This window comes from Klebsiella sp. F11, assembly GCF_056712265.1.
In genome coordinates this window covers 2,114,558-2,136,719 of sequence record NZ_CM160060.1, presented here as the reverse complement: position 1 = coordinate 2,136,719, position 22,162 = coordinate 2,114,558, and the positions used below count along the sequence as shown (strand labels likewise).

Below are 22,162 nucleotides of genomic sequence, written 5' to 3'. Positions count from 1 at the left end.
TTATTTGTTCTTCATATAGGCAAGGATTTTTTCTTCTATCTCATTTTTATCCGTCAATTTATTTAATATGATAACCTTTTTCTTTTGCTCCTCGCTGGCGTCGGCGTTTAAGATATCGGCAAACATTTTTTGGGTAAGAATAAAATCATATTTAAAGGATGACGCTTCGGAAACCGTGGTGTGATCGATGTTGGCATCAATCTGTAGCTTCTTTAATACTGCTTTAGCGCTCATCTCAATAGCAAAACTTGAGCCAAGGCCACAGCCACATACGCAAAGTACTTTAAGCATTTTAGATACCTCAGATAAGTTGAGTTAGTTTAGCCAGTTTGTAGATCTCGCTTTCTTTATCTACTAAACGTCTTTCAGAATCTTCAAGATCGATCGGAATCGCTCGATTATTATTATTAATGACAATGATTTTATTAGTCAGACCGCTGTTAATACACCTCACAACTTCTTCAGCCAATATTGCCCCTTCGATAATTTCCTCTCCCGTTGGCATGCCACTTCTCAATCCATATCCTAAAATCGTTTTTCTGATGCGGATCCCAATCTTGTGCTCTATCTTGCCAATCATGGTATCAATCGCCCCCTGGAAACCGGGGGTATATTCTTTGGTGTACCCCTCGGAGCAGAGAATTATCACGCTATTCTGCTGTTTTATTTTGCATTTTATACGAGCAGCCAGTTCGTCAATATCCCATATAGCTTCGGGAATTAAGGCAATATCCGCATTACTTTTCAGCGCAGCCTGGAGCGTCAGTTCGCCACAGTAGCCCCCCAGCAGCTCAATCATAAATACCCGTCCCGGTAATCCCCGACCGGTATTACGCAATTTAGCGACTTCAGTAATCACCTGTTCACAGGCGGTAGAAAAGCCCACCGTATAACTGTTGCCGGCAATATCATTATCAATAGTCATACCGATGCCGTAACAATTTATACCATATCGACTCAGGATCTTGAGAAACTGAAATGACCCATCGCCGCCTCCCATAATCAAACAATCGAGTTTTTTACTACGAATATTTTTGACTATTTTTTCATAATCAGACTTTTTGCATTTATCCTCTTTCCTGCCGGAAGAAACTAAGGGAACAGGAGAAATTGAGAAATCGACTAAATCTCTGGTAGATATTTTCCTGGCACAGTTGTCAATCAGGCCATTAATTCCACCATTAAAAATAACAATCTCTGTTTCAGTCATTCGATTGATCTGAAAAAGAAAGTTATTCATACCGCTGACATCGCCACCACTAATTACCAGTCCAATTTTCATGGTGCCCTCATATTATTTATCTCAGCGTTTAATGTGAAATTGATTCTAATGGCGGGGGAATACTTTTTTTTGAAGTTTGTCACATGTTTGTAAGGTTTCATGCTTGATACAGCTATTGACAGGTTAAAAAAAGACGAAAAAATGTGACGCAAATCACTTATAAAACAGGGGTATTTGAGGTAAAAATCCACAACACTATGTTTTAATTGAATTTTATTTTATCTTTCTTTTTTTCAGGATATGGCTATGTTTTCCAAAAAACGGCGTGTTGATTTTGTGATAAGTTTCACATTAAATGAGAATATAAGGAGAAAAAACGCCAAAAATATCGGTATCTGTACGCTGACAAGCCTGGTGAGAGACCGCTATCGGGGGAATGGACTATTTTATCGCCGCGGATATAGCGGGATGACGCGGAGTGAGCGGGAAGGGGTAAGTCGCAGGGAACAACTCCCCGCGGCTTATTACAGCGGCATGAGATAATCGGGTATTTGCAACTCAGGCTGAAGCGCACTGCTGAAACGCTTTAACCAGCGTTCATCCGCCTGTTGCAAATGCGAGCGTAACGCTTCGGCTGCCGCTTGCGGCTGATGACTCAATAACAGATCGTAAATGCACAGATGCTCTTTCAGCGCATCTTCAATTAAAGAAACAGGAATATGCAGCACCGGATCGAAGAGATAGCGGGTGGGCACAAACAGAATTCTCGTGCGCGCCAGCACCTGTAAAATCTCGACGTTCGGACAATAGGATAGCAGCGTAACGTGCAGATCGTTTTCGACGATATCGGTATCAAAGCCTTCTCGCGGAAACCCGTCCAGCGATTGGATGACCGTCTCTCTGGCCTGGCGCAGATAACTTTCCGGCACCCTCGGCGCGGCCTGGAGCAAAGCCTGCGGCTCCAGCAGCCAGCGGATTTCATAGAGGTGATGCGTTTTTTCCGGCGTCACCTGCGGCGCTATCCAGCGGCCCGGCGTCTCTTTACTCACCAGCCCCACGCTATGCATGCGGGCGAGCACATCGCGCACCACGGTACGGCTGACGTGAAAATGCTCCGCCACCCTTTCTTCGATAATGCGCACGGAGTTGAAAATCACGCTGGTACAAATGGTTTGCTCCAGCTGATTATACATGCCCTCCCAGCGCGCCACCGCCGGGATTTTGATTTCATCCAGCGTCGCATGCTGCGGGGCGCCTTGCTGGTCGCGTTTACCGGCAACCTCATAGCCCCTCCCCTGTACTTCCTGAATCAGCTGCTGCTCGCAAAGCTTGCGCAACGCGTAGCGCGCCGGGGAACGACTGATGCCGAACGCTTTCGACACATGCGCTTCCAGCAGTTTTTCACCGGGCGAGAGGCGACCATCATCAATCATTGTTTTCAGCAACTGAAAGGCGCGATCTTGTAAAGAATGTCTATCCGTCGATCCTGACATAGTGAATGTTTTCAAGCCCTGTTAGACGGTTATCGGGAAAAGCGCCGGGCGCTTCGCTGTTCATTATTGTAACGGCGGCAAGGGCTGTCCAGTGATTCCCGTTACGTACGGGCCTTTCCTCGGCTTCTGATTGTGACTTCCGTCACGTCTCATACCCAAATAGTGACCAATTTATCGTTTCATTAACTTTTTTTTGACACATTCAGTACTTTTTCATTAACTAAACGTACATTGAATGCAAAGTACGTTTTATGACAATCCACGACACGTTGAGGATAAGAGAACGATGAAACTAGTTCGCTGGGGAGAAGCAGGTAAAGAGAAACCGGGGATTGTTGACCAGCATCAGCAGATACGTGATGCCAGCCAGCTGGTGAGCGACTGGCGCACTGAAACCCTTTCTGCAGAAAATCTACGGCGTCTGGAGGCAATATCTCTCGATTTACTGCCGGTGGTACCGGTGGAAACGCGCCTTGGCCCCTGCGTCGCCCAGCCGGGAAAGATCGTTTGCGTCGGGCTGAATTATCGTGACCATGCCGCAGAGGCCGGTATGGATTTACCCTCAGAACCCATTCTGTTTTTGAAAGTCACCAGCGCCATCACCGGGCCGAACGATCCCATTGCCATCCCGCCGCTGGCCGGCAAAGTCGACTGGGAAGTGGAGCTCGGCGTGGTAATTGGGCAGCACGGCCGCAACCTGACGCAGCGCGAAGCGTTACAGCACGTCGCCGGGTATTGCGTGTTCAACGATGTTTCCGAACGGGCCTGGCAGATTGAGCGCGGCGGACAGTGGGATAAAGGGAAAAATGCCGATACCTTTGCGCCGCTGGGGCCGTACCTGGTCACGCGCGATGAGATTGAGGACGTACAGAATCTGGCGCTGTGGCTGGAGGTCGACGGCGTGCGCCGCCAGGACAGCAACACGCGGGAAATGGTATTTGGCGTCGCCGAGCTTGTCGCCTACATCAGCCAGTTTATGAGCCTGCATCCCGGCGATATTATCGCCACCGGCACGCCTGCCGGGGTCGGCATGGGGCTTAAGCCGCCGGTTTATCTCAAGCCGGGTCAGCAGATCCGCCTGGGTATCAGCGGGCTGGGCGAACAACGTAACCTTCTGGTCGCTGCCGCCGGGACCGCGCGATGAAATACCCTATCACCTGCCTGGACGACTTACAAAAGCTGGCGCGTCGGCGCGTGCCGAAGCTGTTTTATGACTATGTCGATAGCGGCTCGTGGACCGAATCCACCTACCGCGAAAATAACGACGATTTGACCCGTCTGCACTTTCGCCAGCGGGTGGGCTGCAACGTGGAAAATATCACCACCCATACCGCCATTCTCGGCGAGGCTGCTTCGCTGCCGCTGATCCTGGCGCCGACCGGGCTTGCCGGGATGGTGCATCCCGACGGCGAAATCCTCGCCGCTCGCGCCGCCGCGGCCGCCGGCGTGCCCTACACCCTATCCACCGTCAGTATTTGCAGCATCGAAGATGTCGCGAATCAGCTGGCGCAGCCGTTCTGGTTCCAGCTGTACATGATGAAAGATCGGATCTTTATCGCCGATCTGATCGATCGCGCCAGCGCCGCAGGCTGTTCCGCGCTGGTATTGACCCTGGATTTACCGATTCAGGGGCAGCGTCACAAAGATATCCGCAACGGGCTGTCGGTGCCGCCGAAGCTGGGGCTGGCCGGGATGCTGTCGATGCTCGCCCATCCCCGCTGGTGCGCGGCGATGCTGAAAACGCCGCGCCGGACGTTCGGCAACATCGTCGGCCACGCCAGCGGGGTGACCAATACGCAGGGGTTTGCCGACTGGGTGAGCCGCCAGTTCGACCGGAGCTTCTGCTGGGAAGATATCGACTGGGTGAAACAACGCTGGAGCGGCAAGCTGGTGGTGAAAGGCGTGATGGACGGCGAAGATGCCCGCCGGGCGTTCCAGGCCGGCGCCGACGCGATTGTGGTATCTAACCACGGCGGGCGCCAACTTGACGGCGCCCCGTCCACTATCAGCGTTCTGGCGGCCATTGCCGATAGCGTCGCCGGGGAGGGTGAAATCATCATGGATAGCGGCATCCGCAGCGGCCAGGATATCGCGCGCGCGCTGGCGATGGGCGCCGACAGCGTGATGATTGGCCGCGCGTTTCTTTACGGCCTCGGCGCGCTGGGCGGTAACGGGGTCACGCTGTGCCTCGACATATTACGCAAAGAGTTAGAATCGACGATGGCGCTGTGCGGCGCCACCAGCCTCGGCCAGCTCAGCCCTGAAACGATCGTCGATTATCCCTGGCCTTTAACGTCCGGCCATTCGTCACCTCATCCTGTTCGCCTCAGCACATCGCTGCGGCGCCCTTAACCCTGAAGCTGAATATTAAAAGGAGCGTTATCTATGTTTGGTGATTATAAGATGCACCCCAACAGCGGCGTTAACCCGCCGTACTCCCCGGCCTACCCGGTTGAGTGGGAGTGCCCGCTGCGTACCCTGGAGGTGGTGACAAGAGTTGAGGTTAGCAAAATAGAAGCCTTACTGCAGGATACGCCCTTCGAACGGGTCAACGATCGGGTCGCATTCCGCTTTATGCTCTCACCGGGCCACACGCTGGCCGTCCACAGCGGCGAGATGTTTGATCTGATGGTGACCGTGCCGGTACGCTACCAGTCGCTGTTTACCCAGACGCATATCTTTATGTATTGCAGCGATCCGATGGGAATTTGCGCCGGACGCGAGCTGTTTGGCTACACCAAAAAAGATACCCACTACGCCTTTAATGAAACGGCGGATGGCAAAATCGAAGGCTGGGTTCGGCGGCGCAATGTCCCGCTGGCGGACTTCAGCTTTACTCCCGACCCGTCGGCGCCGCTGCTCATGCTGACCGATGACGTCGAACAGCCGGGTGGAGAAATCCACGTTCGCCGTCTGCCCGATCCGGAGAAACTGGCGACCGCCTATGCCGACGTGGTGTACCGCCGCACGCCGTTACGGTATTCCGCGCCGGTACGTGGCCACATCGACTGGAAACTGTATGCCAGCGAGTTCGATCCCATCGCCGCGCTGGAGCCGGAAGTCCTCAGCGCGCATTTTATGACCTCGGACGTTTACGGCGGCGGTTTTGCCGTGGAAGACCGTCGGTTGCTGGCCCGCCTGCATCCCTGAAACCGGAGACTGCGATCGTGAATAATCCTGTAGCTATTATTACCGGCGCCGGAGGGGGGATCGGGTGCGCCGTCGCCGTTAAACTGGCCGGCAGCGGATGGCGGCTGGTGCTGGCAGACAGAACCCTGCCGGCGCTGGAAAATTGCCGCCAACGGTGTGAAGCGCTTGGCGCGTCGCTGCACTACGCGGCGGGCGATATGCGCCGCGAGCAGGACGTCGCCGCGCTGGTTGAGCTGGCGGCGGCGAAGTACGGTAGCTGTCAGGGCTTTGTCAGCAACGCGGGCGTGGCTGGTTTAGTTGAGCCAATTGAGGATTACCCGTCGGAGGTTTTCCGCCCGGTGCTGGAAATCAATACCCTCGGCACCTTCTATTGCCTCAAATACGCCCTGCCTCTACTGAGGTGCGGCGGCGGCAGCTTTGTCGCCATCGCATCCACCTCCGCGATCCGCGGCCGGGCCAACATGTCCGCCTATGTCGCCAGCAAACATGCGGTACTCGGTCTGGTCAGAAGCAGCGCCCTGGAGTGCGTCGGAAGTCCTGTCCGGGTCAACGCCGTCCTGCCGGGGCCGACGCAGACGCCGATGATCGATGAGATCAATCTTATGGCGGCGCGGCGCTCGCCGGGAGAACGTATTGCGCGAGCGGTGGCAGCGCCCTACGGGAAACCGGAAGACGTAGCCAATACGGTGGCTTTCTTACTGTCAAACGAATCCAGCCATATGAACGGTGCCGCGCTGGTGACGGACGCAGGCAGCACCGTGGCCTGATATCCCACAACCACAAGGGACACACCATGAACTCAAAAGCCATCACGGCGCAGCTTGCGTCGCGGATTACTGCGCAACATAAACGGGCGCTTGTCGCCGCCTGCATCGGCAACTTTATTGAGTATTTTGACTTTGTGATTTACGGCTATTTCGCTTCGGTTATCGCCAGGCTGTTCTTCCCGGCCGAGAGCCAGGCGGCCAGTCTGCTGTTAACTTTCGCGGTGTTCGCCATCAGCTACGCTTCGCGGCCGCTCGGCGGAATTATCTTTGGTCATCTGGGAGATCGCTACGGGCGCAAAACGCCGCTGGCGGTAGCGATTATGCTTATCGCTGCGTCCACAACGCTGATTGGCTTAATGCCGACCTACGAGTCGATTGGCATGGCGGCGCCCGTCATCCTGACCCTGGCACGGCTGGTACAGGGGATTTCAGTCGGCGGCGAATACGGCGGCGCGACGTCGTTTATCTCTGAATATGCCCCGGCGAACCGTCGCGGCCTTTATACCGGCTGGCAGACCTTTACCATCGGCCTGGCGCTGCTGGTCGGCGGCGGCGTGGCTTCGCTGCTGACCGCTCTGCTTTCGACGGAGGATTTACATAGCTGGGGATGGCGATTGCCTTTCCTTGCCGGGCTTCCGCTGGGATTCGTCGGGCTTTATCTGCGGCTGAAACTGGAAGAGACTCCGCATTTCACCAGCGTGAAGAAAACCGCCGAGGTGGTTCACGCCCCGCTGCTGACGGGACTACGCCAGGAATGGCGCGCGGTATTGATCGGCATGGGGCTGATTGCCGCGCCCTCTGCCTGCATCTATATCTACTATATTTACTCGCCGACCTACCTTTCGGTGGTGCGGGGATTCCCGCTGGCGGAGGCGCAGCGCGCCAATTTATACAGCCTGATATTTTATTGCTGCCTGCTGCCCGGTTTCGCCTGGCTGAGCGATATCGTTGGCCGCCGTCCGCTGATGATCATCAGCACCCTGGCGATAGCTCTGATCACCTACCCGGCGTTTCACCTGCTTGATGCGAACCATTTCAACCAAACCGTGCTGGGCCTGTGCCTGATGAGTCTGGCTTTCGCGCCCCATTCGGCGACGGCGCTATGCGCGATGGCTGAAATTATGCCAACCCGGCTGCGCTATACCTGCCTGTCGGTCAGCCTGAATATTCCGGTAACGCTGCTGGGCGGCACCGCGCCGTTTATCGCCACCTGGCTGGTGAGCAGCACCGGCGACCTGCAATCTCCCGCGTGGTTTGTTATCGCGGCAGCCGTTGCCAGCATGGCAGCGGCGCTGGCCTACCGCGAAACGTTACATAGCGGATTACGTCACAATTAACATTGATAGTCTTCGCAGAGCACAACGCGGCGCAAACGTACTTACCACTCTTCTGTGCCGCCTTTTATTGACTATCGCAGCGCCGTCTTGTTGACTCGATCGGACGCTGTAATTTAGGCTGCCGCTTATTTTGCCTGTGGACACCTTTCCCCCGCCGGCAAAATCGCCGGGCCGGCCTGCGGACACGGCGCCGAGTCTGTCCACAAAGTGGCTACTTAACTCTGTGGATAACCTGGAGTCAGATTGCTGCAAAGGCCGTGAGGCCGACCATGACGGCAAATGCGCAAATTTTAACCACCCGCCTCATGCGCGCTTCGCTCCCCCCTGCCCGTCCGCTTTTAGGCGGCATAAAAAAGCCTGCCCAGATATCCCGGCAGGCTTTTGTTTTCTCAAATCTGATACCTGTAAATACTCTAGCCGCCGAACGTGGACTGTATCGCGGAATAGCCGATATTGACCGGCATTCCGGAACGGCGCAGCATGGCCTCGCTGGCCCGGTTCGCCTCAACGCCCTCTCCCTGAACAAACGCCTGAATCCCCGCGGTCATAGGCAGCGGCACTTTTCTGTCCGATTCGTATTCCGCGCGATTTCGCGAAAGCGGCTCGTGCACTTCAAGCCAGCGGCTACCGTCCGGCTCGAGGGTATATTTCACCGGCCGATCGATAATCTGCACCCGCGTCCCCAGCGGAACGTTATCGAAGAGATACTTGATATCATCGTTACGCAAACGGATACAGCCCTGGCTTACGCGCAGCCCGATACCGAAGTTAGCATTAGTACCATGAATGGCGTACAGCCTGCCGATATAGATGGCATACAGCCCCATCGGGTTTTCCGGGCCGGCGGGCACGAATGCGGGCAGGCTTTCGCCTCTTTTGGCATATTCGCGGCGGGTATTCGCCGTTGGCGTCCAGGTCGGCGCCTCCTGCTTGCGTTGCACCGCGGTCACCCAGTTGCGCGGCGTTTCGCGGCCCGCCTCGCCGATGCCGATCGGCAGAACCTCAACCGTCGTCCCCTCCGGCGGGTAGTAGTAAAGGCGCATTTCCGCGACGTTAACCACAATCCCCTCCCGCACCGTATCGGGCAGAATAAGCTGCTGCGGTACGGTCAGCGTCGACCCCGACTTCGGTAAATAGACATCAACCCCCGGATTGGCTTCGAGCATATTGCTCAGCCCCTGCCCGTACTGCGCGGCAAACGCCTCCAGCGGGAGCGTATTACCGTCCGGGACGGTGATGGTTTGCGGGCTACCCACAAGGCGGCTTCCTTCCGGCGGCAACGGGTAGCTAACGGCCAGAACGCTCTGGCTTGACAGGATAAATAACAGAGAGCAAAGCAGTTTCACACGCCGCACCATTTCCCTTCCTCAGTCGCGACAATCGTGAATGAATTATAGCTTTATTATCGAAATGTTATATACCAACGCGCGGCGGCGGAGCCCCTTCTCTTCCCCACTGCCGGTATTCCGCTAGATCTGGTAATCAATCGCCGCCTCTTCCGGCTCCATCGCCTGGCGTTTAATCTCATCCAGCGACAGCCCGGCGTTGCACAGCTCGATAAAGCGCCAGACGTAGTTACGCTGCAGCTGTCCGCGCTTTAGGCCTAGCCAGACGGTATTGGCATCGAACAGGTGGCGGGTTTCAAGACGCGTGAAGGTGTCTGACTCTCTGGCATCGCCCGACTGTTCGGCAACCAGCCCTACTCCGAGTCCAAGTTCAACGTAGGTTTTAATGACGTCGGAATCCTGGGCGCTGAGCACGATATCCGGCATCAGCCCTTTGCGATTGAAGGCCTCATCGATACGCGAGCGCCCGGTGATGCCCTGACGATAGGTAATCAGCGGCCAGCGGGAAATGGCTTCCAGGGTGAGCGGCGTCACCTGCACCAGCGGATGATCTTTTGGTACCAGCAGGCTGTGGTGCCAGCGGAACCAGGGAAAAGCCACCAGCGTCGGGTCGTTGCTCAGCCGCTCGCTGGCGATGCCGATATCGGCGCCGCCGTTGTGCAGCAGCGCTTCGATCTCCTGCGGCGTCCCCTGTACCAGCTCCAGGCGAACGTCGGCAAAAAGCTCGCGAAACGCTTTAATCACCGGCGGCAGGCTATAGCGTGCCTGGGTATGCGTCGTGGCGATGGTCAAGACGCCCGAGGCGTCGTTGGTAAACAGGTCCGCAAGACGGCGGACGTTGCTGGCTTCATTAAGAATGCGCTCAGCAATCGAGAGCAGCGCTTTACCCGGTTCCGTCATCCCCAGCAGACGCTTGCCGCGTCGGATAAAGATTTCAATCCCCAGCTCTTCTTCGAGTTCACGAATATGGCGGCTGACGCCCGATTGCGATGTGTAGAGCATATTGGCGACTTCCGTCAGGTTGTAGTCCTGACGGGCCGCTTCACGAATTATTTTTAGCTGCTGGAAATTCACCCTTGCCTCCGGGCTATCAGACATAACATATGCTCTATTGTTAAAGTCTGTTGTCCCTGCTAACAAATAATAAAAACCAGCAACTTATTCCATTCAGGAATATACGTTAACTCACCAACAGCAGTTCACGGTTCTCCAGCGAAGGGCGACTCACCAGCGACAGTAGGATCTCCTTCACCGCCTGCGCCTGCGGCGACAGGCTTCCCTTGGCGGACATATTCAACGATAGCGACAGGCTCATTGACGGCGTGCTGATGCGCGCCATCCAGCCGTTGGCGGCGCTGCACAGCGAGCGGGCGGCGGATTCCGGCAGCACGGTAGCCCCCATTCCGCTGGCTATCGCCGCGGTTAAGGTGGTAATAGACTCGATCTCGCCGATGATTTTTGCCGACAGCCGCCGCAGGGTGAAGGCCTCGGTCACCCTCGCCCGCACCGCGCTGTAATCGCGGGGCAGGAACAGATTCATCTCGGCAACCGCCGTCAGGTCGACGCTTTGCCCCGGGCAGTCCCGGGTGCCGACGAGGTACAGGTCCTCTTTCAGCAGCGGCTGGCTGACGATACCGGCAACCGGCGAGCGCTCGTACAGCACCGCCATATCCAGCTGCCCGCTGAGCAGCTTATCGTTAAGGATGGATCCGCTGCTTTCCTGCAGATAGACCATCACTTCAGGAAGTTCGTTACGTACCGTTTGCAGCAGCGGCATCGTAATGGCGGACGCCGCCGTTCCCGGCGCGAGCCCAATAGAGACCTGGCCGCTGAGGATATGTCCCACGTTATTGACCGCCAGCTGCGCCTGCTCGCACTGGCGCAGAATGGTCCGGGCATGGGTATAGAGAATTTTCCCTGCTTCCGTCGGCGTTACGCCTCGTTTAGTACGAATCAGCAGCTGCTGGTCCAGTTCGCCTTCCAGGGTCGCAACCTGCTGGCTCAGCGCGGGCTGCGCGATATGCAGGACTTCGGCTGCCTGAGTCAGGCTGCCAATATCGACGATTTTCACAAAATATTTCAGTCGTCTTAAGTTCATGTTGCCTCCGGTAAGGAACGCCAGTACCCACGCTGGCAATTGAGATACGGAGGTTTTGCAATTTACTTGCCACTTTTATTATCCCCGGCGTAAAAGCCGCAGAACGCGGCGTAATAAGCGATTCCGATTGCTGCAGGGAATTTTTTTGCCCGGTAAGCGGATTACGATATGCCCCATTAGGGGTACTTTTGCACCATAGCGGTGCGCAGCGGCGCAAAACTGCGCGAATATCACCCGACTGCTGAAATTGTCAGCAGTCAAACTCATTCCGATGATTCAGCCTTTGACAAGGTGGAGCGGCGCCGTTAATATGCGCCCCGTTCACACGATTCCTCTGTAGTTCAGTCGGTAGAACGGCGGACTGTTAATCCGTATGTCACTGGTTCGAGTCCAGTCAGAGGAGCCAATTTCCTGTTTTTATGCCTCCCTACGAATCCTCATCTGATGTTGATTCAACAGGTTAGCGTGAAAATTCTTCCCGGTGCATTTTGATTTTACCCTCCGCATCGGAAAAAATTGGTGGTCAAATCTGGGGTCAGGTTAGTTCGATAATGGAGTGACCCCCGTATGTCCCTTACCGACGCGAAAATCCGCACTCTCAAGCCTTCTGATAAACCCTTTAAAGTCTCCGATTCCCACGGTCTGTATCTTCTTATCAAACCCGGCGGCTCACGTCACTGGTATCTCAAGTACCGTATCAGTGGCAAAGAGTCCCGCATTGCACTGGGTGCCTATCCTGCTGTCTCCCTGTCTGATGCCCGCCAGCAGCGTGAAGGTATCCGTAAAATGCTGGCGCTGAACATCAACCCGGCACAGCAACGTGCCGCTGAACGCGGAGCCTGCACACCGGAGAAGTTGTTTAAAACCGTGGCGCTGGCGTGGCATAAAAGCAATAAGAAATGGTCGCAGAACACCGCCGACCGCCTGCTTGCCAGCCTGAACAATCATGTATTTCCGGTTATCGGTCACCTGTCAGTCTCAGAGCTTAAACCCCGTCATTTCATTGACCTGCTGAAAGGCATTGAGGAAAAAGGCCTGCTTGAAGTTGCGTCCCGCACGCGGCAGCACCTCAGTAACATCATGCGTCATGCAGTTCATCAGGGGTTAATCGACAGCAACCCGGCGGCAAACCTTGACGGTGTGACGGCTCCTCCCGTCAGACGGCATTATCCTGCCCTGCCCCTGGAGCGGCTGCCTGAACTGATTGAACGCATTGAGGCATATCACCAGGGACGGGAACTCACCCGGCTGGCTGTCCTGCTGACGCTGCATCTGTTCATCCGTTCCAGTGAACTGCGCTTTGCCCGCTGGTCAGAGATTGATTTCAGACACCGGCTCTGGACCATACCCGCCACACGTGAAGCTATTACCGGTGTGCGTTATTCCGGACGGGGTGCCAAAATGCGCACGCCGCATATTGTGCCCCTCTCAGAACAGGCCAGCGCCATTCTGAAACGGATTAAGGAAATATCAGGAGACCATGAACTGGTGTTTCCCGGCGACCATAACCCGTATAAACCGATGTGCGAAAACACCGTGAACAAGGCACTGCGCCTGATGGGATACAACACGAAACAGGATATCTGCGGTCATGGCTTTCGGGCGATGGCATGCAGTGCCCTGATGGAATCCGGTCTATGGTCGCAGGATGTGGTGGAACGCCAGATGAGCCATCAGGAGCGCAATACAGTGCGTCTGGCATACATTCATAAGGCTGAGCATCTGGAAGCCCGTAAGGCGATGATGCAGTGGTGGTCGGATTATCTGGATACGTGCCGTGAATATTACGTGCCCCCATATATCTTGGTCCGGCAAAAAAGTGACACCGCCGCCTGACCTGTTAATTACCCGTTCAGAAACCTCAACGCCGTATCAGCCTGTGCTGTTACGGCTATTGTATCCGTCAATGCCAGGGGGATGACTGAGGCCCGTTGCAGCAATACTGGCACCGTACCGGCATTTCATTTCCGGGAAAAAAAATTCGCCTGTACCGGGTATCAGAGCATGATGCTCAGGTATTTATTTCTCTTTTAAGCTGTTCGCGGCATCGTGTTTCTTCAATAAATCCTCAATGGCTTCATCCAGTAACCGGCTCTTGGGAATTCGCGTCTTTTGTGCTAACGCGTTGAAAAGCGGCACAAGATGATTGTCAAGAGAAGACGTAAACCGCGTCCTGTTTTTCAAAAATGGCTCTGCCATAAACCTACCGTAGTTATAAAGATGCAATAAGGTAGTGTAATTAACCATTAAAGAGTTTAAACTGGTTTAAGATAGTGCCTATGTAGTGACTATTTTATATAAAAGTACCTTATTAACAGTCAGTTATTTTTTGCGTCATTACACCAGGGAAATTCATTTTCCCACCTGCAGGACAACACCCTGCAGGCGGCTTGTCAGCATCAGGCAGGGTCATAACCTGCGTTCTCGCCCTGGTGGTAAGGCAAATTTTACAATACCGGTTCCGGGGAGTAGTTATTAGCACACAAACAAACCGTACCGGCTTCTGCAGAGATCTGACTTAACACCAGCATCCGTTCTTTTTGTATGAGATCGCCGCAAACAGGAGGATATGTATGATGGAAAATTTTGTCCCGCTTTCTGTCGAAGAGCAGCAACGTATCACCGCAGACATGGCCGCTTTTTCATGCCATGTGCCTCAGTCGTGATGGCACACCGGAGCATAAAATCAGCGAACTGGAACAGGAACAGCCCGTTGCGATGCGTCAGTATTTCTGGCAACGGCTTCATTACTGGCAGCATCTCTACCGTAATGCTTTTTCCCTGAACTGAAAAAAGGAGGGGCCCCACGATGTCTCATGAGAGTGATATCACGCTCATCCGCCACATGGTACATGACATCATTACCCGCGAGAATGAGCACCATAAAACCAGAATCACCGTTAGCCGGCCGTGCCTGATGTGGTTCCTGCTTGTTTGGGCCGCCAGTATCGGTTTCATCATCGTCAGTGCGCGTGAACTGCGACCGGAGTCCGGTGCAGTACTGCTGGCAGTCACGGGAATACTGTTACTGCTGGTGGTGACAGGCATCTTTTACCTGGCAGGCTCACCGGTCGTCAGGATCCCTAAACGATACCATTTCCCGGATAATATTCCCTCAGTACCGGTAAGCGGCACGGACCTTGTTGCGCTCAGCCAAACCGGCGATACATTGCAGCAAAAGGTCAAAGACTGGATCGTGGCGCACAAGGATATTTGTTACGATGAACTGTACCGTCTGGCACAGGACTGTCATCGTCAGGGACTGTACCGTAGGGTGGTACGTCGCCGCCTCATTGCACGCTATCAGAAAACGGAATTCAGAAATAGGGACGGGACGTCTCAATGCAGGTGATACGGGCACAGGACTTCTGCGCCATTTCCGTTGAAAAAAGCTTGCCGCTTCCTGGCCTCAGAACCTGCAAACCCGCAGCATATATTCTGCAACACAATCCCCGGAGAGCAGACAGATATTTTGACCTTCCGTTATGCCATGCTACCCGTTTGTTTTCCACGGTTGTTGCAGGACGTCCCGGTGCCCGCATTGCTGCGCTCAGACTCACTCCTGCAACAACTGCATTTTGTGAGCCTTTCCTCGCACGTCAAAAATTTTCGCCGCCAGTTATGCCAGAGATAAACATGTAACCAGCCATCAGAACATCGGCCCACGGGTAACAGAATCTTTCTACCCGACTACCAGAGATAGTAAGCAGGGTCGTCCTTCTGGCATCATTATCTCCTCCGGTGTTACGATGTTGACCCCGGACAAAATCAGCCTCCGATAATCCAGGGGTGGATTTGTTGCTGCTAGTTTTGTCCGGGGACTTGCTTCCTCGATAAACAGGATGTCATTGAGGGAACCAAGATAATAAAAATATACTGGCCGTCAAACCAGTACAGATAACACCTTGTTGCTATGAATATTTTCACCTGCTGATACAGGCCGCATTTGCGGCCTTCTCTATGAGTTTCTGGCTTCTATCCTCAGGTAAGGTTTACTGTACCTCCTGATATTAGGTTCAGTATTTTCGGATAAGTTTAAAACTCCGCCACGGTACCGTTATATCTATACCAGACTCTGATCGCTGTGACGGGATACTGAATGTATAAGTTTACGTTGTTTGCCCAGTACTTTGACACCAACCAGCGTAATAATCCACGCAATAACTCCCATGACCAGATAGGTATCAGCAAAACCATGCTTATCATAAAAATAACCGGCTACAGGATTGATCGCTGTGATCCCTAAATAGTTAAAGCATCCCAGTACCATATAGATGGTGCCCGTCAGTCTTTTATCGAAATGTGAGGCCAGGTATTTGAAAATCGAGACCAGCAGCAGCGACATTTCCAGACCATAAATCGGTTTGATCACAATAATCATCCAGGGTTGCGTCGCAAACGCAGACAACACAAGACGTAACCCGATGATAAAGCCAGCAAGCAGAAGGCCATTACGCGCGCCAATACGATTAATAAGGAAAGGTACCGTGCACATTAAGGCAAACTCACAGGCAGACTGCACGAACCCCATATATCCCAGGGCTGCATTGCCTGTCTGGTGGTCGGCAAAAAAAGTGACAAAATAGCGTGGAAACTGCTGTTCTGCACTCTGCATCATCCAGATAATGCCACCATAAAAAAGCATCAGTACCCAGAAACCAGCATCACGAAAAAGTAAGCCGAGATCCTGTTTATTAACCTTTTCTTTTTTGGCCGCATTGACGGCTTGCCAGTCAATTCCCTCACCGTGGGTTTTCAGGGAAAGTAAAACCAGAAAGACCAGTACCGTTCCCGCTGACGTCACGATAAAGTTGATGTGCGGATTAATATTAAATAACTGACCGGCAAAAACAGAGGCCACTGCCCAGCCTGCAGATCCCCACATACGCACCCGGCCAAACTCAAATCCCCAGGCCCGGCTGTAGCGGTCAGCATACGATTCAAAAACTAACACACCCGCCAGATAAGCTGTCCCCAGGTAAAGCCCGCCAATGAGCATGCCAGCGATCAAATTTGTCTGTAAAAGCGTCTGATAAACAAAAATGAAAAAAGGAGCAGCAAAAATGGAGGATACAGCCACACAGATAAGTAAATTTTTCTTAAGTCCCAGTTTATCCATAATATAACCAAAAACGGGCTTTATAATCAGGGCAAAAAGAGCATTGACGGAGAGGACATATCCTATTTTAATGCTACTAAGACCTATGCTGTCACCTAACCAGATAGCTAAAAATGACCAGGTAGCAGACCAGGAAAAGTAAAACAAAAAAAAGCACAGGCTGATGCGCAAATACGCATTTCTGTTAGACAAGGGCATCGTCATAATTTACTCCTGAATGCTGATAAGGCAAAGGGCAGAAGCCGGGATACTTTCTCCTGATGCAATATCCCGCTGAATGGGGAGAGCTTCCCATCTGAGAAAATGAGTCGGTTGAGCCTGATATAACTCCGGCAGAATCTGGACTTCTGCAGAGGGATGAAGGCGTTGCTCTGCCACGTAATATTTATTAGGAAGCGGTGTTACATCACAATAACAGGTGTCAATGATGGTAAGATCGTTTTTATCTACCCACCACTCACCGCTGATTCCATTGTGCAGGGAAAATGTCACAACAATATGGCGGCCATCATATCGTGGTGCAGAAATAATCACATCAGGTGGAATAGATCCCGTCCCTTTGAAATCCCAGCGAAAATTCCAGTCACTCAGTTGTTTTATCAACCATCTGTCGTTCTCAGGACGCGCTATCCAGGCCTGCGAATTGCCGTGTCGATCATAGCGATGCCAGGTTATTAATACATTCCCTGCATTGTCGAAGCCAATATTCTGGCTCATATTGATTAATCCATTTTCCACTGGTGCGGGGTCAATAATATTACCGAGGTCCCGTGTGACTGGCAGTGCTATGGGTTTTCCATCGTGTGTGAACCAGTGCAACAAATCCGGGCTACGCGCATAGGACAGGTCATGGCATGTCTCACAGTGTGGTGTGTCACGCCACATCCAGACCATATGCCACAGATTATCCGGACCAAATACAGGCAGACGAGAATAAGCATTCATCAACCCCTGTCCACTTAACAGCGGTTGCTCAATGAGTCGTTCCCAGAAATGGCCTGACTCATTCCAGCGGTTATAAATATCATCACCATTACCACTTTCCCCGTCGCGATAGCGAAACAGTAATTCACCATTACGCCCGTTAAAAAACAGCGGATAAGTGGTGCTTTCTTCCCGAAAACCTGTCATTGTTTGTTGGACGAGTGTATGAATGTCATGACTCTTTTCTGAACGGAACCATACCAGTTTGTCCTTGTGCATGTTCCCCGACAGATGAATATATCCTTCTTTGTCCATTGCCAGCGTCAGATAATTATGGCTGTCAAATTCTGTCTGGTGCATAAAACGGTTTTTATCCGGGAGCCATTCTCCCTGAGGTTTACTGTGCGTCCATTCACTGCCTTCCAGCACCCGACTGGCAACTGTGATAAAATGTTCCGGATCATAGTAAGCGACATAAATTTTATCTTTAACCAGAAGAGCGTACTCCACTGTAAAATCTGAACAACACAGCCCTATCTCTGAATGTGTTATATACTCATTTTTGCTGTTCACGTATCGGACTCCTGAATTTAAATTTTCAAGTTATCTCTGATTAAATTTATCATTCCTGATACTTTAAAAACCTGTAGCGATATTTATTCTTCACATTTTTTACGAAAAACATATCCTTTGAAACGGAAACCATCATGCTCATATACACGGCTATCGGGACATGAAAATAGTGCATAATCCCACTGTCCATGAACGTTATGGCAAGAACGCCTTCTTCACTGATATAGTCGACAGCCTTGATACGGTTTCTGTCAGGTACGCCAGTTTCCAGTGTAAACATGGCTTACTCCGTCAGTTGGCCGCCGTCGGGATGAAATAAATATGTTCAGCCTGCTCCCTGGTCCTATCGGAGGTCCCGGTCATCATCTCTGCAATGGCAAAAGCGAATTCAAAGGACACTCCCAGTCCTTTACCTGTAATAAGATTACCGTCAATCACAACATTCTCTCCGGTATATATTCCGTCAGTACAGCTTTCCCACAAGCTACCGGAGCAGGTATATTTTCGCCCTTTCAGAAGATGATTCGTACCCAGTACCCGTACCGGCGCAGAACACAATGCACATATCCATCGTCCGAATACGTCATGTTGCCGGATAAAACGAATCACATGCGGGTTCCCTGATATCGATACCGTGGAGTCAGGCCCACCCGGTATAATAACAGCGTCATAAACCAACTCCATAATATCTTCAATACGTTTATCCGTATTTACCGACAGAGAAAAATACGCGCTGGTCGTTATCGATCCGGTACAGGATATGATATCCACATCGATACCCAGCCTTCGCAAAATATCATAAACAATGACAACTTGGTAATGCCTCCAATCAGTAGAACATGTACTTTTCGATGAAGGCACCGATGACCTTTTCGTGCAATTCGATGGAACGTGAAAAACATATTGTTTTGCGTGCCAGCCGCTTGATACGGGTTCGCAGCGTCAGATTGTTTCGCTCAATGCGCTGTGTGAAAATTTTACCAGTCAGATGTATCTCCTTCGGCACCTCTCTGGCATAACTGCCCCAGTTATCGCTGGTAATCATGCCGATGCTAAAGGGCGTCAACAGGGCCAACAGTTCCCGACATGTCTCATCGGTACGTGGGCCGAAAGTATAAGCCAGTACGCCACCCGTTTTGGTATTGTAAGCATACCAGAGCCAGTGCTGCCGGGCTTTACTGCCAACAAAGCCCCACTGCTCATCAAGCTCGCAGATGAGTGCCACATCGGCATGAGCGACAGGAGAAGCGGTTATCCGGGACGGCGAGAGCTTTTTAATGTCCGTATGACGGTATTGATACCGACCTTAAGAACTCTGGCGGTATCGCGGACGCCGGCACCGTTGTGTGCCAGTTCAACTATCTGTTCTTTTACACCGGGTTTTCTGGCTTCACAGGTATAAGCCAGCTGAAAAACGCGGCGACATGACCGGCAACGAAAGCGCTCGTGCCCGGAACAGCTGTGCCCATGGCGATAAACAGAATCGGAATGGCAACGAGGACAATGAACAGTAACGGTAGCCATAGAAAGCCCTAAATACCAGTAGCATATCATGGTTTTCTATCGATTGAAGGCATTACCGACAACTTCGGCTTCTTCAAAACCAGTGTCAATCAGTAAAGCGGCTTTCATGCATCCTCCGCAGCAGGCGCTACTGCTGTATGATAAACTTCAGATAGTTATTCATTTGTGGGCAATACCTGGAGATACAGCCCACAAGATTATTTGTAATAGATTACATCAAAAATAGTAGCGGATCCCGACGCGGAACGATACTGCTCTTTATCATATTGAACCGAACGATCTAACCATGAAGCCTCAACATAAGGCTTCCAGTGTTGGTTATACGTATAGACTAATTTATTATTGAGTTCCCAGCTATGGTCTTTCCCGTTTGCTCTGTGATAGTCATTAATATTCATATAATAATCAGGCTCAAACGTATATGCCCAGGTGTCATTGATTTTATAGTTCCAGTACATGACAAGCTGGTGCGTACTGTCTTTGTCATTATTGCCATTGAGGTCTGGCGTTTCATAGTTTTTATGGTTGTAACGGTAGCGGAATGTGACATTAAAATCCGGTGTAATTTTGTAATTCATATCAACGTAAGGTGATACCGTGGAGCCATCAGTGTTATCAGTGATAATCAGCGCCGGAGAAACAGTAAATTCCTGTGTGGGTTTAAAAAACGGATACCACCCTTCGATTTCATTATAACTGTGCTTTAGCTCATCATACTTGTTTGTATTATACGCATTAGTCAGCATAATCCCGGCACCATTGGCAAAGTTATATGCGCCGCGTAAGACAAACTCATGTTTTTTAGATGCAGTATTATAGGCCTCCCTGACTTCAATCCAGGGCCCTGCAGAAAAAGAATGAACAGAATAAAGGGCACTCAGAGATAAAACCACTGCTTTTATGGCTTTCATATTTATACCTTCTAGATTCACGTTTAGCAGAAAAGGAACTGTATGGCTATATATTTATATGTAACCAGCACAGTTTCAAATTTCAGACACAACATTATTTTTATATCAGCGTATTATGTATCACTCCTCCAGTTGTACTGTAAAAAAGACATATACCCGTGATCATTGAAACTGCTTGATTTCGTCGGTGCTGAGGATCATGCTCAGGCCATGAACGTAAAACTGACCTCCGCACAGATTGCCGCCCTTGAGGCTCAGCACCGGCAGAGTCGTGACCGCCGTGTCTGCGACCGGATACGCTGCGTGCTGCTTTCTGCTCAGGGCTGGTCTCCTGCCATGATTGCGCAGTCTCAGCTCATTCATGAGACCACGGTTCTGCGTCATCTATCGGATTATCTCAGCGACGGTAAGCTCACCTCTGATAACGGCGGTTCGCAGGAGCATCTGACTCCCGGGGAGTCTGCCGAACTTCGTCAGCTTCTGACTGACACTGTTCACATCACGACGGCCAGTATCGTGTCGCTTGTCCGTGACCGCTTCGGTGTGCGCTACAGCATTCCGGGTATGAATAAGTGGCTTCACCGCAACGGGTTCACCTGGAAAAAACCGTCAGGTATTCCCCATAAGTTCTGCCCGGCACAACAGCAGCAGTTCATGACGCATTATGAAGCGCTGAAGCAGGCTGCCGGTGACAGCGAACCCATTCTGTTTATGGATGCGGTACATCCGACGCAGTCAACGAAGCTGAGCTGTGGCTGGATAAGAAAGGGGGAACTGAAAGCGGTGAAAACCACCGGGAGCCGGACCCGCCTGAACATCATCAGCGCCCTCAGCGTGAACGACCTGGCCCGGACGGTGACCCGTGATTATCCGCAGATTAATGCGGATGCTATCTGCCGTTTTTTTATTGCAGTTCGCCAGACTTATCCGGTGTCGCAGAAAGTGCATCTGATACTGGACGGTGCGCCTTATCACCGGGCATCGCTGGTTAAGGACTGGGCCTTCGTGATGAATATTGAACTGCATTATCTGCCGCCGTACAGCCCGAACCTGAACCCGACAGAACGGTTGTGGAAGGTGATGAATGAGCATGTGCGGAATAACCGGTATTTTGCGTCAGCGAAAGCCTTCAGGGACGCGATAAGAGGATTTTTTGAACGAACCCTGCCGGAACTGGGGCAGAAACTGGGCTGTCGTATCAACGACAATTTTCAGGTGCTCAGTTCCGTGTCAGAGACATAACGACGTATAGCGTAAGGTGTTCACCTGTGAACAAAATAACTCTCATTGATCATGTTGCAATAACTGTTGCCGACCTTGAAGTATCTTACTGTTTTTACGATAAATTGTTTGGTGCAAAAATTCATGCAGAGTACGCCCCCTTTGGGAAACTGCTTGTAAGGCAGGTATCGCTGGGTGATATTGTCCTGAGTTTACATCAGGTTGAGAATGGCGTGGAACTTGTAGCTAAAAGGCCAATGCCAGGGAGTGCTGATTTATGCTTCCGGTGGGGAGGGACAATTCTCAGCGTGTTAGAGCTACTTGAGAAAAACGATATCGAAATAATCCATGGCCCGGTGCCCCGTGAAACGAGTTCAGGTCAGCCATCACAATCTGTTTTCTTTCGGGATCCTGATGGAAATCTGCTGGAGTTAATGGCTGCTGATAATAAAGACCAAGGTTAAAATACTCAATAAA

Annotated in this window: 21 protein-coding genes, 1 tRNA gene and 1 pseudogene; 10 read left to right on the top strand and 13 right to left on the bottom strand. The window is 52.0% G+C overall.

Annotation, left to right across the window (positions count from 1 at the left end; all coding sequences use genetic code 11):
- The 3 genes from AC1M2H_RS10545 to AC1M2H_RS10535 all read right to left on the bottom strand — a co-directional run bounded on the left by AC1M2H_RS10545 (window position 1) and on the right by AC1M2H_RS10535 (window position 2,655).
- Complete coding sequence (locus AC1M2H_RS10545; RefSeq protein ID WP_128877689.1) at window positions 1-291, bottom strand: PTS sugar transporter subunit IIB; 291 nt, start codon at window positions 289-291, stop codon at window positions 1-3.
- A gap of 10 nt (window positions 292-301) precedes the next feature.
- Complete coding sequence (locus AC1M2H_RS10540) at window positions 302-1,282, bottom strand: 6-phosphofructokinase (protein ID WP_480151311.1); 981 nt, start codon at window positions 1,280-1,282, stop codon at window positions 302-304.
- A gap of 464 nt (window positions 1,283-1,746) precedes the next feature.
- Window positions 1,747-2,655, bottom strand: a complete 909-nt coding sequence (locus AC1M2H_RS10535; protein ID WP_480151310.1) for a GntR family transcriptional regulator — start codon at window positions 2,653-2,655, stop codon at window positions 1,747-1,749.
- Between the two features lie 346 nt (window positions 2,656-3,001).
- Here AC1M2H_RS10535 and AC1M2H_RS10530 point away from each other — a divergent pair, with 346 nt between their 5' ends.
- From AC1M2H_RS10530 to AC1M2H_RS10510, 5 genes are read left to right on the top strand one after another with little or no spacing between them, the layout of a single operon-like run.
- A complete protein-coding gene (locus AC1M2H_RS10530) occupies window positions 3,002-3,859 on the top strand; it encodes a fumarylacetoacetate hydrolase family protein (RefSeq protein ID WP_480151309.1) in 858 nt (285 codons plus the stop codon).
- Complete coding sequence (locus AC1M2H_RS10525; protein WP_480151308.1) at window positions 3,856-5,067, top strand: alpha-hydroxy acid oxidase; 1,212 nt, start codon at window positions 3,856-3,858, stop codon at window positions 5,065-5,067. Before AC1M2H_RS10530 ends, AC1M2H_RS10525 begins: the two co-directional genes overlap by 4 nt.
- Window positions 5,068-5,100: 33 nt before the next feature.
- Window positions 5,101-5,865: an acetoacetate decarboxylase family protein gene (locus tag AC1M2H_RS10520; RefSeq protein ID WP_480151307.1), complete on the top strand. Its 765-nt coding sequence runs from the start codon at window positions 5,101-5,103 to the stop codon at window positions 5,863-5,865.
- A gap of 17 nt (window positions 5,866-5,882) precedes the next feature.
- Window positions 5,883-6,632 carry an SDR family NAD(P)-dependent oxidoreductase gene (locus AC1M2H_RS10515; protein WP_480151306.1) on the top strand — a complete coding sequence of 250 codons (750 nt, stop codon included), beginning with the start codon at window positions 5,883-5,885 and terminating at the stop codon, window positions 6,630-6,632.
- Window positions 6,633-6,658: 26 nt separating this feature from the next.
- Window positions 6,659-7,969 carry an MFS transporter gene (locus AC1M2H_RS10510; protein ID WP_480151305.1) on the top strand — a complete coding sequence of 437 codons (1,311 nt, stop codon included), beginning with the start codon at window positions 6,659-6,661 and terminating at the stop codon, window positions 7,967-7,969.
- A 413-nt stretch (window positions 7,970-8,382) separates the two neighbouring features.
- Here AC1M2H_RS10510 and ldtA read toward each other — a convergent pair whose 3' ends face one another.
- The 3 genes from ldtA to nac form a co-directional block, all read right to left on the bottom strand.
- Window positions 8,383-9,327, bottom strand: a complete 945-nt coding sequence (gene ldtA / locus AC1M2H_RS10505) for a L,D-transpeptidase (RefSeq protein WP_480151304.1) — start codon at window positions 9,325-9,327, stop codon at window positions 8,383-8,385.
- A 111-nt stretch (window positions 9,328-9,438) separates the two neighbouring features.
- On the bottom strand, window positions 9,439-10,389 hold the full coding sequence (gene cbl / locus AC1M2H_RS10500; protein ID WP_480151903.1) for an HTH-type transcriptional regulator Cbl: 951 nt from the start codon (window positions 10,387-10,389) through the stop codon (window positions 9,439-9,441).
- A 106-nt stretch (window positions 10,390-10,495) separates the two neighbouring features.
- Entirely contained in the window at window positions 10,496-11,413 is a 918-nt protein-coding gene (gene nac / locus AC1M2H_RS10495) for a nitrogen assimilation transcriptional regulator NAC (protein WP_480151303.1), read from the bottom strand.
- Window positions 11,414-11,743: 330 nt separating this feature from the next.
- Here nac and AC1M2H_RS10490 point away from each other — a divergent pair.
- Both AC1M2H_RS10490 and AC1M2H_RS10485 read left to right on the top strand, forming a co-directional pair.
- Window positions 11,744-11,819: transfer RNA gene (locus AC1M2H_RS10490), tRNA-Asn, on the top strand.
- Between the two features lie 161 nt (window positions 11,820-11,980).
- On the top strand, window positions 11,981-13,249 hold the full coding sequence (locus tag AC1M2H_RS10485) for a tyrosine-type recombinase/integrase (protein ID WP_480151302.1): 1,269 nt from the start codon (window positions 11,981-11,983) through the stop codon (window positions 13,247-13,249).
- A 183-nt stretch (window positions 13,250-13,432) separates the two neighbouring features.
- Here the strand turns inward: AC1M2H_RS10485 and AC1M2H_RS10480 are convergent, their stop codons facing one another.
- A complete protein-coding gene (locus AC1M2H_RS10480) occupies window positions 13,433-13,612 on the bottom strand; it encodes a ribbon-helix-helix domain-containing protein (protein WP_445298144.1) in 180 nt (59 codons plus the stop codon).
- Between the two features lie 610 nt (window positions 13,613-14,222).
- On the opposite strand from AC1M2H_RS10480, the gene AC1M2H_RS10475 reads away from it, so the two are divergent.
- Complete coding sequence (locus tag AC1M2H_RS10475; protein ID WP_480151301.1) at window positions 14,223-14,765, top strand: hypothetical protein; 543 nt, start codon at window positions 14,223-14,225, stop codon at window positions 14,763-14,765.
- A 711-nt stretch (window positions 14,766-15,476) separates the two neighbouring features.
- On the opposite strand, the gene AC1M2H_RS10470 is transcribed toward AC1M2H_RS10475, so the two are convergent.
- The 6 genes and pseudogenes from AC1M2H_RS10470 to ompL form a co-directional block, all read right to left on the bottom strand.
- Entirely contained in the window at window positions 15,477-16,736 is a 1,260-nt protein-coding gene (locus tag AC1M2H_RS10470) for an oligosaccharide MFS transporter (protein WP_480151300.1), read from the bottom strand.
- A gap of 3 nt (window positions 16,737-16,739) precedes the next feature.
- Window positions 16,740-18,029 carry a BNR repeat-containing protein gene (locus tag AC1M2H_RS10465; protein WP_480151299.1) on the bottom strand — a complete coding sequence of 430 codons (1,290 nt, stop codon included), beginning with the start codon at window positions 18,027-18,029 and terminating at the stop codon, window positions 16,740-16,742.
- Between the two features lie 49 nt (window positions 18,030-18,078).
- Window positions 18,079-18,309 carry a KTSC domain-containing protein gene (locus AC1M2H_RS10460; RefSeq protein WP_480151298.1) on the bottom strand — a complete coding sequence of 77 codons (231 nt, stop codon included), beginning with the start codon at window positions 18,307-18,309 and terminating at the stop codon, window positions 18,079-18,081.
- Window positions 18,310-18,320: 11 nt separating this feature from the next.
- The gene (locus AC1M2H_RS10455) at window positions 18,321-18,800 is read right to left on the bottom strand and encodes a DJ-1/PfpI family protein (RefSeq protein ID WP_480151297.1); all 480 of its coding nucleotides are present in this window, start codon (window positions 18,798-18,800) and stop codon (window positions 18,321-18,323) included.
- A 58-nt stretch (window positions 18,801-18,858) separates the two neighbouring features.
- A protein-coding gene (locus AC1M2H_RS10450) for an IS1 family transposase (RefSeq protein WP_480148370.1) occupies window positions 18,859-19,553 on the bottom strand; the annotation gives its coding sequence in 2 pieces (ribosomal slippage) (window positions 18,859-19,307 and window positions 19,307-19,553; 696 coding nt in all).
- A gap of 216 nt (window positions 19,554-19,769) precedes the next feature.
- Window positions 19,770-20,464: pseudogene (gene ompL / locus AC1M2H_RS10445) on the bottom strand (porin OmpL).
- Between the two features lie 210 nt (window positions 20,465-20,674).
- Between ompL and AC1M2H_RS10440 the strand changes: the two are divergent.
- Both AC1M2H_RS10440 and AC1M2H_RS10435 read left to right on the top strand, forming a co-directional pair.
- Window positions 20,675-21,706: an IS630 family transposase gene (locus AC1M2H_RS10440; RefSeq protein WP_480151833.1), complete on the top strand. Its 1,032-nt coding sequence runs from the start codon at window positions 20,675-20,677 to the stop codon at window positions 21,704-21,706.
- 26 nt (window positions 21,707-21,732) lie between these two features.
- Entirely contained in the window at window positions 21,733-22,149 is a 417-nt protein-coding gene (locus tag AC1M2H_RS10435; protein WP_480147914.1) for a VOC family protein, read from the top strand.
- Window positions 22,150-22,162 lie beyond the last annotated feature (13 nt).